The sequence below is a fragment of the Inquilinus limosus genome, from assembly GCF_002195995.1.
GTDB lineage: Bacteria > Pseudomonadota > Alphaproteobacteria > DSM-16000 > Inquilinaceae > Inquilinus > Inquilinus limosus_C.
The window spans coordinates 1-13,406 of record NZ_NHON01000071.1 but is presented as its reverse complement, the minus strand read 5'-3'; the positions used below and the strand labels follow the sequence as shown (position 1 = coordinate 13,406).

At 71.3% G+C, this 13,406-nt stretch carries 13 protein-coding genes; 2 read left to right on the top strand and 11 right to left on the bottom strand.

Annotated features, from left to right (window positions below; translation table 11 throughout):
- Window positions 1-8: 8 nt before the first annotated feature.
- The 7 genes from BWR60_RS26830 to gcvA all read right to left on the bottom strand — a co-directional run bounded on the left by BWR60_RS26830 (window position 9) and on the right by gcvA (window position 7,796).
- A complete protein-coding gene (locus BWR60_RS26830) occupies window positions 9-1,526 on the bottom strand; it encodes a tripartite tricarboxylate transporter permease (protein ID WP_088154765.1) in 1,518 nt (505 codons plus the stop codon).
- Between the two features lie 16 nt (window positions 1,527-1,542).
- Window positions 1,543-2,031: a tripartite tricarboxylate transporter TctB family protein gene (locus BWR60_RS26825; protein ID WP_088154763.1), complete on the bottom strand. Its 489-nt coding sequence runs from the start codon at window positions 2,029-2,031 to the stop codon at window positions 1,543-1,545.
- The gene (locus BWR60_RS26820) at window positions 2,028-2,975 is read right to left on the bottom strand and encodes a Bug family tripartite tricarboxylate transporter substrate binding protein (RefSeq protein WP_088154761.1); all 948 of its coding nucleotides are present in this window, start codon (window positions 2,973-2,975) and stop codon (window positions 2,028-2,030) included. Before BWR60_RS26820 ends, BWR60_RS26825 begins: the two co-directional genes overlap by 4 nt.
- A gap of 230 nt (window positions 2,976-3,205) precedes the next feature.
- Complete coding sequence (locus BWR60_RS26815) at window positions 3,206-5,698, bottom strand: sensor histidine kinase (RefSeq protein WP_218823702.1); 2,493 nt, start codon at window positions 5,696-5,698, stop codon at window positions 3,206-3,208.
- Window positions 5,695-6,372, bottom strand: coding sequence for a response regulator transcription factor (locus BWR60_RS26810; RefSeq protein WP_088154759.1), 678 nt, complete (start codon window positions 6,370-6,372; stop codon window positions 5,695-5,697). Before BWR60_RS26810 ends, BWR60_RS26815 begins: the two co-directional genes overlap by 4 nt.
- 55 nt (window positions 6,373-6,427) lie before the next feature.
- The gene (locus tag BWR60_RS26805) at window positions 6,428-6,859 is read right to left on the bottom strand and encodes a hypothetical protein (RefSeq protein ID WP_088154757.1); all 432 of its coding nucleotides are present in this window, start codon (window positions 6,857-6,859) and stop codon (window positions 6,428-6,430) included.
- Between the two features lie 58 nt (window positions 6,860-6,917).
- On the bottom strand, window positions 6,918-7,796 hold the full coding sequence (gcvA, locus tag BWR60_RS26800; protein WP_088154755.1) for a transcriptional regulator GcvA: 879 nt from the start codon (window positions 7,794-7,796) through the stop codon (window positions 6,918-6,920).
- A gap of 92 nt (window positions 7,797-7,888) precedes the next feature.
- Here gcvA and BWR60_RS26795 point away from each other — a divergent pair, with 92 nt between their 5' ends.
- Window positions 7,889-8,596, top strand: a complete 708-nt coding sequence (locus tag BWR60_RS26795; protein ID WP_088154753.1) for an SDR family oxidoreductase — start codon at window positions 7,889-7,891, stop codon at window positions 8,594-8,596.
- A 136-nt stretch (window positions 8,597-8,732) separates the two neighbouring features.
- Here BWR60_RS26795 and pncA read toward each other — a convergent pair whose 3' ends face one another.
- The 3 genes from pncA to BWR60_RS26780 all read right to left on the bottom strand — a co-directional run bounded on the left by pncA (window position 8,733) and on the right by BWR60_RS26780 (window position 11,199).
- Complete coding sequence (gene pncA, locus BWR60_RS26790) at window positions 8,733-9,452, bottom strand: bifunctional nicotinamidase/pyrazinamidase (protein WP_088154751.1); 720 nt, start codon at window positions 9,450-9,452, stop codon at window positions 8,733-8,735.
- A 76-nt stretch (window positions 9,453-9,528) separates the two neighbouring features.
- Window positions 9,529-10,581 carry a bile acid:sodium symporter family protein gene (locus BWR60_RS26785; RefSeq protein ID WP_088154749.1) on the bottom strand — a complete coding sequence of 351 codons (1,053 nt, stop codon included), beginning with the start codon at window positions 10,579-10,581 and terminating at the stop codon, window positions 9,529-9,531.
- A gap of 138 nt (window positions 10,582-10,719) precedes the next feature.
- Window positions 10,720-11,199: a class I SAM-dependent methyltransferase gene (locus BWR60_RS26780; protein ID WP_230983192.1), complete on the bottom strand. Its 480-nt coding sequence runs from the start codon at window positions 11,197-11,199 to the stop codon at window positions 10,720-10,722.
- Window positions 11,200-11,347: 148 nt separating this feature from the next.
- Between BWR60_RS26780 and BWR60_RS26775 the strand changes: the two genes are divergently transcribed.
- Entirely contained in the window at window positions 11,348-12,964 is a 1,617-nt protein-coding gene (locus tag BWR60_RS26775; RefSeq protein WP_088154745.1) for a glucan biosynthesis protein, read from the top strand.
- Window positions 12,965-12,980: 16 nt separating this feature from the next.
- Here BWR60_RS26775 and BWR60_RS37265 read toward each other — a convergent pair.
- Window positions 12,981-13,406: hypothetical protein (locus tag BWR60_RS37265; RefSeq protein WP_088154743.1), on the bottom strand; the 426-nt coding region annotated here is incomplete at its 5' end.

Below are 13,406 nucleotides of genomic sequence, written 5' to 3'. Positions count from 1 at the left end.
GCCCTGCCTCAGTCCTCCTCGGCCGCCAGCTGGGCCAGGACGCGGCCCTTGCCCATCTGGCGCAGCACCATCGGCACCACCACGACGATCACGGTGATCGCCAGCAGCGTGATCGAGATCGGCGAGGAGACCAGGATCATCGGGTCGCCGCGGCTGTTCTGCAGCGCCCGGCGCAGCGGCAGCTCCGCCATCGGGCCCAGGATGAAGCCGACCACCACCGGCGCGATCGGGTAGTGGAAGCGCCGCAGCAGGTAGCCGAGCAGGCCGAAGGCCAGCAGCAGGCCGAGCTGGAACGACGACGGGTTGGAGCCGATCGTGCCGAGCGTGGCGAAGACCAGGATGCCGCCGTAGAGCCAGGGGCGCGGGATCGACAGCAGCCGCACCCACAGCCCGACCATCGGCAGGTTCAGCACCAGCAGCATGGCGTTGGCGACGAACAGGCTGGCGATCAGGCCCCAGACCAGCTCCGGATTGCTCTGGAACAGCAGCGGGCCGGGCTGGATGTTGTACTGCTGGAACCCGGCCAGCATGATCGCAGCCGTCGCCGAGGTCGGCAGGCCCAGCGTCAGCAGCGGCACCAGCGTGCCGGCGGCCGAGGCGTTGTTCGCCGCCTCCGGCCCCGCCACGCCCTCGATGGCGCCGTGGCCGAACTCCTCCGGGTGCTGCGACAGCTTCTTCTCGGTGGCATAGGACAGGAAGGTCGGGATCTCGGCGCCGCCGGCGGGCATCGCCCCGATCGGGAAGCCGAACAGGGTGCCGCGCAGCCAGGGCTTCCACGACCGCTTCCAGTCCGACCTGCTCATCCAGATCGAGCCACGGATCGCCTCGACATGCTCCTCGGTCCGCCCCTGGCCGCCGGCAACCGACAGGGATTCGCCGATGGCGAACAGGGCGACGGCCAGGATGGTGACGCCGATGCCGCCCAGCAGCTCCGGGCTGCCGAAGGTCAGCCGGGCCCGGCCGCTGAGCTCGTCCAGGCCGATCAGGCCGATGGCGAGACCGATGGCCAGCGAGGTCAGGCCGCGCATCGGCGAATCGCCGAAGGCGGCGGAGACGGTGACGAAGGCCAGGACGATCAGCGCGAACTTCTCCGGCTCGCCGAAGGAGATGGCGAATTTGGCGATCTCGGGCGCGATGAAGGCCAGCCCCGCCGTGGCGATCAGCCCGGCGACGAAGGACCCGATCGCGGCGGTGGCCAAAGCGGGGCCGCCGCGGCCGGCGCGGGCCATCTTGTTGCCCTCCAGCGCCGTGATGATCGAAGCGCTCTCGCCCGGGGTGTTGAGCAGGATCGAGGTGGTCGAGCCGCCATACATGCCGCCGTAATAGATGCCGGCGAACATGATCAGCGACCCGCCTGGGTCGAGCGAATAGGTGACCGGCAGCAGCAGCGCCACGGTCAAAGCGGGGCCGATGCCCGGCAGCACCCCGACCGCGGTGCCGAGGGTGACGCCGATCAGGGCGTAGAGCAGGTTGGTCGGCTGCAGGGCGACGGCGAAGCCCTGGGCGAGGAAGCTGAAGGTGTCCATGCGTCTCAGGCCTCGGTCACGAGAACAGCTTTTCCAGCGGGCCTGCCGGCAGGGTCAGGTCCAGCCCCTTGCTGAAGATGAACCAGACCACGAAGGCGAAGACGATGCCGATCGGGATGGTCTTCCATAAGGGGCCGCGGCCGAAGCCCCGGACGGTCGCGGCGAACAGGAGCCCGGTCGCGATCGAGAATCCGGCCGTGGTCAGCAGCAGCATCTGGGCGGCGAGCCCACCGACGATCCAGGCGATCGGCGGCAGGTCGTCCTTCTCGCGTGGCGGCGGGTTGCCGCGCCAGGCGTCTATCGCCGTCCACACCGCCAGGATCAGCAGCATCCCGCCGATCAGGCGGGGGAAGATCGCGGGGCCGAAGCGCGCCGCGAACCCCCTGACATTGAGCAGGCTGGCGTCCCAGAACAGCACCACGGCGACGACAGCCAGGGCCGCGGCGATCCCCAGGACCGGCCAGTCCGGCCGACGTTTGGTGGTGTGTTCCGGGGCGATGCTCATTCGGCCAGACCGATATCCTTGAGGATCTGCTGGGTGGTGCCGATATCGGCGGCCAGCTGCTTGTCGAACGCGTCGCCGGCCAGGTAGGTGTCGATCCAGCCTTTGGTCTTCAGCGTATCCTGCCAGGTCTTCGACTTGGCCAGCTTCTCGATGTCGGCGGCGACGGCGGCCTTCTGCTCCGCGCTCAGCCCCGGCGCGGCCGCGACCATGCGCCAGTTCTGCACCACGACGTCGAGCCCGGATTCCTTGAGCGTCGGGGCGTCGACGCCATCGATCCGCGCCTCGCTGGACACGGCCAGGACGCGCAGGGCGCCGGCCTTCACCTGGGCCTCGAACTCGCCATAGCTGGAGATGCCGGCCGTCACCTGGCCGCTCAGCACCGCCGCCAGGGCCTCGCCGCCGCCGGAATAGGCGATGTAATTGATCTCGGTCGGGTCCACCCCGGCCGCCTTGGCCACGAGGCCGACGGCGATGTGGTCGGTGCCGCCGGCCGAGCCGCCGGCCCAGGTCACGCCGCCCGGGTCCTTCTTCAGCGCCGCCACCAGGTCCTGCACGGTCTTCACCGGCGAATCCTTCGGCACGACGATCGCCTCATACTCGCCGGTCAGGCGGGCGATCGGGGTGACGTCGGCCAGGGTCACCGGCGACTTGTTGGTAATGATGCCGCCGACCATGACATAGCCGCCGACGATCAGGGCCTTCGGGTCGCCCTTGTTCTGGCTGACGAACTGGGCCAGGCCGACCGTGCCGGCGGCGCCGGGCACGTTGACGACCTGGATGCTGCGCGAGATGCCCTCGGTCTGCAGCGCCGCCTGCATCGACCGCGCGGTCTGGTCCCAGCCGCCGCCGGGCGCGGCCGGCGCGATGATGGTGTAGTCTTCGGCCCGGGCCGCCAGCGGCAGCGCCAGGACGGCCGCCAGCGCGGCGATCGCGAATGTCTTCATGAGTGTCCTCCCCCTATCGGTTTGGTTTTGACCGAAAGCATAGCGCCCCCTGCGCTCATCGCACAGGATGGTCGCTCATCGGCCGCTGCTGATCGATGGAACGGTGACGGGCCGCCGCAGGTCGCGGGGTTCTCGCATCTCGGGTGACATCGGGACCTCCCTGGCCTGTTGCTTGCGCCCGGGCATCGCGATCGGCCCGGTTCCAGGGATCAGTCTACGCGCCGAACCTGTCAGCGTCCTGTCATCGGGGCGGTGCCGTCGGAGACCAGGCGTCGCCAGGTCTGCAGGAAGCGCTCGCGCCGCCGCTCGTCCAGCGCCACCAGCAGCGACGGGCCCAGCGGGATCGGCTGCAGCGCGCCCTCGGTCTTGCCGGCGATGCTGCCGGCACTCCAGGGGCCGGAGATGTCGGGCATGATCGCGCCGAGGCCGGTGACGCCGGCCGCCAGGGCCTGGCCGCGCGGCGACAGCAGGTAGTCGACGAAGGCGCGGGCCAGCTCGGCATCCGGCGCGCCGCGCGGGATCAGCGCCACCCGGGTCATCACCAGCGCATAATCCTCCGGCACCACCACGCCCAGCCGCAGCCCGGCCGCCTGCCGGGCGAAGGCGTAGGAGCCGAGCAGGTTGTAACCGAGGATCAGCTCGCCGCTGACGATCCGGTCCAGCATCTCCGGGCTGCTGCCGCTCAGCTTGGCGTCGACCCGGCCGAAGGCGGCGGCCAAGCGCCAGAAGTTGGAGGAGATCAGCGCGTCCTGGCTGGCCAGCAGGTGGCCGATGCCGCTGACCGCGATGTCGTAGGTGGCGACCCGGCCGCGGAACCGCTCCGGCTGCGCCTCCAGCAGCGCGATCAGCTCGGCATGCGACCGCGGCGCCTCGGCCTCGGACAGGAGGTCGGGGTTGTAGGCGATCACCGCCGGCTCGAAGGTGAAGCCGATCGCCTCGCCCCGCCACTGCGCCCAATGCGGCAGCCGGTCGAGCCAGGGCGAGGCATAGGCCTGGGCGAAGCCGTCATTGGCCAGCTTCACCTGCAGGTCGGGGGCGGAGCTGATCATCAGGTCCGGCACCGGCGACAGCCGGCCGCTCGACGCCGCCTGGTACATCGGCAGCGTGTCGGTCTCCTCGTACACCACCCGGACATCCGGCCGCTGCGCCTGGAAATCGGCGATGAAGCGGGCGAAGAGCGGGGTGTCGGTGGCGCCGAGGATGGTCAGCGTCCGCTCGCCGCCGGCCGGGGCGGGGTAGACGGTGGTGCCCGGCGCGGCCCGCACGGGTGCGACCGTCGTGGCCAGCAGCGCCGCGGCCAGCAGCAGCGCCACAGCGGGGCCTGGCGGTCGCCGCCGCGCTGCCTCCACGACGGGCAGCGAGACCTCGACCCGCAGCCCGCCGCCCGGCCGGTCCAGCAGGGCCAGGGTGCCGCCATGGGCCTCGGCCACGGTGCGGACGATCGACAGGCCCAGGCCGGATCCCGGCCGGTCGCGGCTGCTCTCGCCGCGGGTGAAGCGCTCCAGCACCAGCGCCTTCTCGGCCTCCGGGATGCCCGGGCCGCGGTCGGAGACGCGCAGCACGGCCCGGCCGCGCTCGACCGCCGCCTCGATTTCGACCGCGCCGCCCGGCGCATGGGTCAGGGCGTTGTGCACCAGGTTCCACAGCATCTCGCGCAGGGCGACGCGGTCGCCGCTGATCTCCGCCCGCGCGGCCTCCGGTGCCAGCGCCACGGCGAGCCTTCCGGCCTCCTCGAATTCCAGGCGCTGGCGCACATCCTCGACGATGGCGTCCAGCGCCACGACCGTCGCCTCGCGCGCCTCCAGCCGGTGGCGCACAGTGGCGTCCATCAGCAGCTGGTTGACCAGATGGCTGGCCTGGACCGCGTTCTGGTGGATGCGGACGACGCGGTCGCGCAGCCGGGCGGGATCCTCCTCGTCGACCGCGACCTCGGCCTGGGCGCGCAGCGAGGCCAGCGGCGTGCGCACCTGGTGGGCGGCGTCGGCGACCAGGCCGCTGACCCGCTCCATCACGCTGCGCAGCCGGCCGATGAAGTCGTTCAGCGCCCCGGCCAGCTGCTGCACCTCGACCGGCACCGGCACCTGCACCGGCGACAGGTCCTCCGGCGCGCGGCGCCGCAGCTCGCGCTCCATCACCACCAGCGGCGCGAAGGCGTAGCGGATGCCGAACCAGACCAGGCCGAGCGCGACCAGGCCGAGGGCGGCGAGGGGCAGGGCGGCCTGGCCCAGGATCTCCGACGCCAGGGCGGCGCGGGCGCCGCGGGTCTCGGCGACGCGGATCGTGGCCCAGCCGGCCTTGCCCTCGACGAAGACCAGCCGGCCGACGGTGGCGATCCGCACCGCCTCGCCGTGATAGCTGCCCTCGGTGAAGCCGGGCGTGGCCGAGGCGGCCGGCGGCAGCCCGGCGCCGAGGTCGCGATAGCCGGTGACGAAGGCGCCGTCCGGGGCCGCCACCTCGTAGAACACCCGGTCGTCATCGGAGAAGTCGAGCATCGCCAGCGAGGCGGTGGGCAGTTCGACCGTCACCGCGCCGTCCTCGATCTGCACCGCGCCGGCGATGGTGAAGGCCGAGGCGGCGAGCAGCCGGTCGAAGGCGCTGTCCGAGGCGCCACGGGCATAGTCGCGGATCAGGGCGACCAGGCCGATGCCGGTCAGCAGCAGCGCCAGCACGGTCAGCGCCAGCATGCGCCGCCGGATCGAGGCGCGGCCGGCCTTGGCGGTCACTCTCGGTGTCCGCGCGGCTGCACCCGGTAGCCGGTGCCGCGCAGGGTGACGATGTCGATGTCGGCGCCCTCCAGCTTGCGGCGGACGCGCGAGACCAGCAGCTCCAGCGCATTGACCGAGACATCGGCCTCGTCGCCGAACAGCTGGGTCATCAGCCGGTCCTTGGCCGCGACCTGGCCGGCGCGGGCCAGCAGGATCTCCAGCAGGCGGAACTCGCGCCGGCCGAACTCGACATGCTGGCCGGCGACGGTCACCGCCTGGCCGGCCAGGTCGAGCGTGACATTGCCATGCGAAACGGTGCTGCTGGTCTGGCCGGCCGGGCGGCGCAGCAGGGCGCGCAGCCGCGCCTCGAGCTCGCGCAGGTCGAAGGGCTTGACCAGGTAGTCGTCGGCGCCGAGGTCGAGGATGCCGACCTTGTCGTCGATCTCGGACCGGGCGGTGACCACCAGGACGGGAGCGTCGACGCCCCGGCGGCGCAGGTCGCGCAGCACGGCGAAGCCGTCCTGGCCCGGCAGCATGATGTCCAGCAGCACGGCATCGAAGGCATCGTGCCCGGCGGCCTCGACGGCCTCGAGCCCGTCGCGCACCCATTCGACGGAATGGCCGGATTTGCGCAGCCGGTTCTCCACCGCCTCCCCGAGATCGGGATTGTCTTCGACCAGAAGGATCCGCATCAGCCCTTCTTGTCGGAAAGCGCGGAGCGCGGCAAGCCGATCGCGCGACGCGTCGTCAAGCCGCGTCCGGCAGATGGGCCGATGGCCCGTACTGCACCTTCCAATCGGCGATGCAGCCGAGCGTGCCGCATTTGCGGCATCGGAGCCCGACATAGAGCCAGCGCACGTCACCATTGTCGTGCAACGAGAAGCCGACGCCGACATTCGCCTGGTCGGACCGGCATTTGCAGCGCCACGGCTTCAGGTCCGCGTCTGCCAGATACTCTTCGCTGTCGCAGACGAAATGCGCGGTCGAGCACTGCACGCAGATGCGCCGCACGCAGCCTTCATCGGCATCGGCGTCCACCTTGAACTCGGTCGATGAGCATGGGCATTGCGCCAGGCGGAAGGCCGAAATCGTGACGCCCTCGGCAAAGGCCCGCAGATAGGCCTTCAGGTCCAGCGGGTGCGTGCCGACCCAGTATTTCCCCGATGTGTCGATGGTCATGACCGCTCCCCGTCATCTTCCAGGATGATCGTATCGGAGTCCGGCCCGGCACAAGCGCCTATCCGGCCTCCGACAGCAGCCACAGCCGCATCGCCGCGACCTTGCGGCTGTCCCACAGCTCCGGCGGGGCGACGATGTGGAAGCCGCGGGCGGGCGGCAGGGTGATGCCGAGCGAGGGCGCCGCCAGCTGGCCGGCCCGCAGCTCGCGTTCGACCAGCGGCCGGGGAACCAGGGCGATGCCCTGGCCCAGCAGCGCCGCCTCGATCGCGTGCAGGGTGTGGCTGAATCGGACGCCGCGCCGGGCCTCGCCCTCGTCGCGGCCGGCGGCGCGGTACCATTCGCCCCACAGGAAGTGGGAATCGTGCAGCAGCGGCACGCGGGTGCCGAGATCGGCCGGGTCGAGTCCGCCGTCGGCCCGGCACAGCGCCGGGGCGCACACCGCCACCGGGTCGGCCGGGAACAGCAGCTGCGCCGCCAGCCCGGCATCGATCCCGGTGCCGTAGCGGATGGCGATGTCGACGCCGTCGCGGCGGAAATCGACCAGGTCGTTGGAGGCGGAGAGGCGGACATCGATGCCGGGATGGCGGCGGGTGAAGCCGTCCAGCCGCGGCACCAGCCAGCGCGACACGAAGCTGGGCGTGGCGCTGACCGTCAGCACCTCCGCCTGCTGCACGATGCGCTCGGCGGCGTCGGCGATCAGGCGGAAGGCCTGCTCGACCGACGGCAGCAGTGTCTCGCCGGCCGGGGTCAGGGCCAGGCCGCGGGCATGACGCTCGAACAGCGGGGCGCCCAGCGCCTGCTCCAGCCCGCGCACCTGCTGGGCCACCGCGCTCTGGGTCACGTTCAGCGCCTCGGCCGCCGCCCGGAAGCTCAGATGGCGGGCCGCGGCGCGGAAGGCGCGCAGGCCGTTCAGCGGCGGCAGCCGGTCGGCAAGCATGTAGTTTTCCTGCAGCCTGGGTGAAGAACTTCCCGTTTGTCCCTTCGGCCCGGCGGGTGCATCTGTCAAGCACGCGACAAGGAGAACGAAGCATGGGCACGACCGAACGGGTGGCGATCGTCACCGCCGCCAGCAAGGGCATGGGCGCCGCGATCGCCCGCGAGCTGGCGCGGCGCGGCTACAGGCTGGCGCTGTTCGCGACCTCGGACGCGGTGGCGACCCTGGCGGGCGAGCTGGGCGGCCTGGCCGTGCGCGGCTCGGTCACCGAGCCGGCGGATCTGCAGCGCCTGGTCGACGCCACGCTTGACCGCTACGGCCGGATCGACGCGGTGGTCAACAACACCGGCCATCCGCCGAAGGGCGACATCCTGGCGATCCCGGACGCCGACTGGCATCTCGGCCTCGACATGGTGCTGGTCAATGTCGTGCGGCTGGCGCGGCTGGTGACGCCGGCGATGGAGCAGGCGGGGAAGGGCGCCATCGTCAACATCTCGGCCTTCGGCGCGGTGCAGCCCGGCGCGGCCTACCCGATCTCCTCGGTGCTGCGGGCCGGGCTGTCGGCCTTCACCAAGCTCTACGCCGACCGCTACGCCGCCGCCGGCATCCGCATGAACAGCGTGCTGCCCGGCTTCATCGACAGCTATCCGGATACGCCGGAGCTGATCGCCCAGATCCCGTCCCGGCGCTTCGGCACGGTCGAGGAGATCGCCGCCACCACCGCCTTCCTGCTGTCCGACGAGGCCGGCTACATCACCGGCCAGAACCTGCTGGTCGATGGCGGGCTGGTGAAGGGGATCTAGCAGCAGGGGCGGCGCCCCCTGACCTGTCATCCTCGGGCTTGACCCGAGGATCCAGGGGCTTTCAGGAACAGCTCTTGGCAGCCCCTGGATTGCCGGGTCAAGCCCGGCAATGACAGGAAGGGGAAGGCCTGCCGTTTCAGCCGATATCCGCCGAGACGATCTTCTTCACCCCGGCAGCGGTCATCGCGGTCCAGGCCCTGGCCAGCGACCCCCCGGTGTCGATGCCGCGGCAGGCGTCGTCGACGACGAAGGCTTCGAACCCCGCCTTGCGGGCGTCGATGGCGCTGTAGCAGACGCAGAAATCGGTGGCGACGCCGACCGCGAAGACCCGGCGGATGCCGCGCTCCTTCAGATACCCGGCCAGGCCGGTGGGCGTGCCGTCGGCCTCGTTGAAGGCGGAGTAGCTGTCGACCTGCGGATGGTAGCCCTTACGGATCACCAGCTCCGCCGTCGGCAGCTTCAGATTGGCCGACAGGTCCGCGCCCCCGGTGCCCTGGACGCAATGGTCGGGCCACAGCACCTGGTCGCCATAGGGCAGCTTGATCGTGTCGTAGGGCTTGGCGCCGGGATGGGCCGAGGCGAAGGAGACATGGCCCGGCGTGTGCCAGTCCTGGGTCGCGACGATGTTGGGAAAGCGCGTCGCCAGGGCGTTGATCACCGGCACCACCTTGTCGCCGTCGGCGACCGCCAGGCTGCCGCCCGGCAGGAAGCAGTTCTGGACGTCGATGACCAGCAGCACGTCGGCGTCGCCCGGCGTGATGGTCGCGGCGGCGGCGAGGCCGGACCGCAGCCAGACGGCGCCGGCGGCGGCCGTGCCGGCGGCGAGCAGGAATGAGCGGCGGCTGAGCTGGGACATAATTTCCCCTCCATGTCGGACAATGCCGGAAGGCTGACATGGAGAGGGGGAGGTAACAAGTCCTAAAGCTGGAGCGTCAGGCCGCCTTGGCCGCCTGGCCGCGCGCCGGCGTCTCGCTCTTGTTCCGGTTGGCCTCGTGCACCTCGGCATCGGTCATCGGGCGGGCGGCGAGGCGGCCGGCGATGACGCTGACCGCCATCAGCTGGAAGAAGTGGAACACCATCACCGGCGCCAGCACCAGGCCGAGCTGCGGCGTGGCGCCGAACATCAGCCGGGCCAGCGGCACGCCGGTCGCCAGCGACTTCTTCGAGCCGCAGAAGGTGGCGGCGATGGTGTCCGGCAGGTCGAAGCCGACCAGGCGGCAGACGCCCCACATCACCGAGAAGGCGATGCCGAACAGCAGCACCACGCCGACCACGATCTCGACCAGCACGATCGGGTCCTGCTGCGACCAGATGCCCGACGCCATGGAATCGGCGAAGGAGCCGTAGACGATCGCCAGGATGATCACCCGGTCGGCCATCTTGATCCGGGCATAGTGCCGGGTGGCCCAGGCGGCGAGCAGCGGCCGCACCAGCTGGCCGAGCACGATCGGCAGTACGACCAGCAGCGCCACCTTCAAGAGCACCGGGCCGAGCGGCATCTGGGCGCCCTGGCTGTGGGTGTACCAGGCCATCATCAGCGGCGTGATCAGCACGCCGATCAGGCTGGACAGGGTGGCGTTGAAGATCGAGGCGGGCAGGTTGCCGCGGGCCAGCGAGGTCATCGCCACCGAGGAGGAGATGGTCGAGGGCAGCACGGCGAGGAAGAAGAAGCCCAGCAGCAGGCCGGGCTCGATCCAGCCCTTGCCGATCGCGCCGGCGCCCAGCACCAGGGCCGGGAACAGGATGAAGGTGCCGGCGGTGGCCAGCAGGTGCAGCCGCCAATGCGACGCGCCCGCCCGCATCTTCTCCGGCGCCAGGGTCAGGCCGTAGAGGAAGAAGACGACGGAGACGCCGTAGGTGGAGATCCAGTCCCAGTGGAGGGGGCCGCCCGTGACGCCCGGTGTGGGCCAGAGACACGCCGCGAGGGCGACGAGGGGAAGGGCGATCATGAACCAGTCGGGCTTAGCCCGGCGTGCCTTGCTCATCACTCTCTCACGTCTTGCTCGGGTGACCCGTGCATTCCGTATACAAGATAGGACAGGACCCGCCGGGACCACCCCTGATCCGGCATGGGTGTGTTGCAGTGCGGCAATGTGTTGCGGATGCGAAGGGGCGGGGCCGCCTCAGCCCACCCGCCAAATGAAATACGGCCAGTCCGGCGTGTCGAAGGGCAGGGCGGTCCAGCGCGGCGCCTGCATCGCCCGGTCGCTGACCACGAGGCCGCCTGGCGCCATCAGCCGGTCGATCAGCTCTGCCAGCCAGCCGGCCTGGGCGGCGTCGCGCGCCTTGTCCTCGCTGCCGAAATCGGCATGGGCGAGGGCAGCGGGCGCGCGGCCGGACAAAGCGGGCAGGGACTCGCGGAAATCGCCCAGCACCAGGTCGGCGCCGGCCGGAGCGGCATCCGCCGGCGCGTGCAGGTCGCGGTCGAAGGCGATGATCGCGCGGTCCGGGAACAGCTTGCGCAGATGGCTGAAGGTGCGGCCCTTGCCCAGGCCGATCTCCAGCACCGGGCCGGGCAGGCCGTGGATCTCCGCCGCCGCCCGGTCCAGCGCCCGGCGCTGGGTGGTGAGGCGGGCGATCATGCGGTCGAGGCGGCTGTCCATCGGATCCTCCATGCGGTCCCGTGATCTACGCCGCGGGCGGCCGTCTTGGAAAGGGCCGGCACCAGGCCGGGCTTGGCTTCCCGTCCTCCGGCTTGGTAAGGAAGGCGGGACGCCCCGGCCGTCCGGAGGCCGCAGCGAAAGGACCGACATGCTCGACCGCCGTACCCTGCTGAAGCTGGCCGCCGCCACCCAGATGTTCGGGATGTTCGGGGGCGCCTCGGCCCTGGCCGCGCCGCCGGCCGGGCTGCGCTACGGCGACGCCGGGCCGTTCTCCTACGACGCGCTGAAGAACCGCGCCCGGACGATGGCCGCCGGGCCCTACGCCTCGCCGCCGCGGCCGGACCCGGCGATCGTGGAGTCGATCGACTACGACGCCCATGGCAAGCTCAAGTACAAGCCGGACTACGCCCTCTACGGCGACGGCCAGCCCGGCGCCTATCCGGTCACCTTCCAGCATGTCGGCCGCTTCTTCCCGAAGACCGTGAAGATGCATGCGGTCGACCCCGCCGCCGGCACGGCGCGCGAGATCATGTACGACCCGCAGTATTTCACCGTCGGCCCGGACAGCCCGGCGGCCAAGCTGGCGCCGGAGCCCTCGGCCTTCGCCGGCTTCTGGATCCAGGAGGCCAAGGACAAGGGCGACTGGAAGACCGAGGAGCCGTGGGTGGCGTTCCTCGGCGCCTCCTATTTCCGCGCCAAGGGGGAGCTCGGCCAGGTCGGCCTGTCGGCGCGCGGCATCACCATCACCCCGGGTTCGGGCGGGCCGGAGGAGTTCCCGGACTTCATCGGCTACTGGTTCGAGCCGGCGAATTCCGACGCCGACGCGGTGACGGTCTACGCCCTGCTGGACGGGCCCAGCCTGACCGGCGCCTACCGCTTCCTGATGCGCCGCACCGCCGGCGTGGTGATGGATGTCGAGACCACGCTGTTCCTGCGCCAGCCGGTCGAGCGGCTGGGCGTGGCGCCGCTGACCTCGATGTTCTGGTACTCCGAGACCGTGAAGAAGACCGCGATCGACTGGCGGCCGGAGGTGCATGACAGCGACGGGCTGGCGATGTGGACCGGCAGCGGCGAGCATATCTGGCGGCCGCTGAACAACCCGGCGCGGATCGTGGTCTCCAGCTTCTCCGACCAGTCGCCGAAGGGCTTCGGCCTGCTGCAGCGCGACCGTAACTTCGACCACTACCAGGACGGCGTGCGCTACCATCTGCGCCCCTCGGCCTGGGTCGAGCCGCTCAGTGATTGGGGCAAAGGCCAGGTCCAGCTGGTCGAGTTGCCGACCGACGACGAGATCCACGACAACATCGTCGCCTACTGGCACCCGGAGGCGCCGACCAAGGCCGGCGACGAGCTGCCCTTCGCCTACCGCATCCACTGGCTGGCGGACGAGCCCTATCCGACCGACCTGGCCCGGGTGGTGGCGACGCGGCTCGGCCGCGGCGGCCAGCCCGGCCAGCCGCGCCCGGAAGGGGTGCGCAAGTTCATGGTCGAGTTCCTCGGCGGCCCGCTGGCCGACCTGCCCTTCGGGGCGAAGCCGGAGCCGGTGTTCTGGGCCTCGCGCGGCACCTTCTCCGCCTACACGCTGATGGAGGCGGTGCCGGACGACGTGCCGGGCCATTGGCGCGTCCAGTTCGACCTGGCGGTCGACGGCGACGACCCGGTCGAGATGCGGCTGTTCCTGAAGGTCGGCGACCAGGTGGCGTCGGAGACCTGGCTGTTCCAGTACCGCCCCTTCGTGTCGGACGCCCGGCCGGTCGGGAACTGACTGTGAGGCGGCCGGGCTAGAGCGCCTGGCCGCCGTCCTTGCCGTCGGGCCACCAGATGCGCCAGTCGCGCTGGCCGACGCGGCAGGCGATGCCGCCGCCGCTGCGCGAGCCGTCCGGGCCCTCGACCGCCTCGACGAATTCGCGGCAGAAGCGGCCGGAGGCGTCGATGAAGGTCGAGACCGGGCGCACCCGGCCGGTCGACGCCCCGGCGCGCCACGGCGTCTCGACCCCGTTCGGCGCCTGCTCCAGCACCGCGGCCCGCTGCGCCTCGACCGCCTGCTGCGCCGCCAGCCGCAGCTGCTCGGCCGTCTCGATCCGGGCCACGCGGTCCTCGAGGCGGTCGATCACCCGCAGGGCGCCCCAGCCGCCGCCGATCACCGCGAGCAGCGCCGCGGCGGCGAGGCGTAGGGCCCGGCGGCCATCGTCCGGGCGCGGTTCTTC

Excerpts from the sequence above, each read along its gene's own strand:
- BWR60_RS26805 (WP_088154757.1), bottom strand. The coding sequence starts at position 6,859 with ATGACCATCGACACATCGGGGAAATACTGGGTCGGCACGCACCCGCTG.
- gcvA (WP_088154755.1), bottom strand. The coding sequence starts at position 7,796 with ATGCTTGCCGACCGGCTGCCGCCGCTGAACGGCCTGCGCGCCTTCCGC.
- BWR60_RS26780 (WP_230983192.1), bottom strand. The coding sequence starts at position 11,199 with ATGGACAGCCGCCTCGACCGCATGATCGCCCGCCTCACCACCCAGCGC.
- BWR60_RS26785 (WP_088154749.1), bottom strand. The coding sequence starts at position 10,581 with ATGAGCAAGGCACGCCGGGCTAAGCCCGACTGGTTCATGATCGCCCTT.
- BWR60_RS26825 (WP_088154763.1), bottom strand. The coding sequence starts at position 2,031 with ATGAGCATCGCCCCGGAACACACCACCAAACGTCGGCCGGACTGGCCG.
- BWR60_RS26830 (WP_088154765.1), bottom strand. The coding sequence starts at position 1,526 with ATGGACACCTTCAGCTTCCTCGCCCAGGGCTTCGCCGTCGCCCTGCAG.
- BWR60_RS26775 (WP_088154745.1), top strand. The coding sequence starts at position 11,348 with ATGCTCGACCGCCGTACCCTGCTGAAGCTGGCCGCCGCCACCCAGATG.
- BWR60_RS26810 (WP_088154759.1), bottom strand. The coding sequence starts at position 6,372 with ATGCGGATCCTTCTGGTCGAAGACAATCCCGATCTCGGGGAGGCGGTG.
- BWR60_RS26820 (WP_088154761.1), bottom strand. The coding sequence starts at position 2,975 with ATGAAGACATTCGCGATCGCCGCGCTGGCGGCCGTCCTGGCGCTGCCG.
- BWR60_RS26795 (WP_088154753.1), top strand. The coding sequence starts at position 7,889 with ATGGGCACGACCGAACGGGTGGCGATCGTCACCGCCGCCAGCAAGGGC.
- pncA (WP_088154751.1), bottom strand. The coding sequence starts at position 9,452 with ATGTCCCAGCTCAGCCGCCGCTCATTCCTGCTCGCCGCCGGCACGGCC.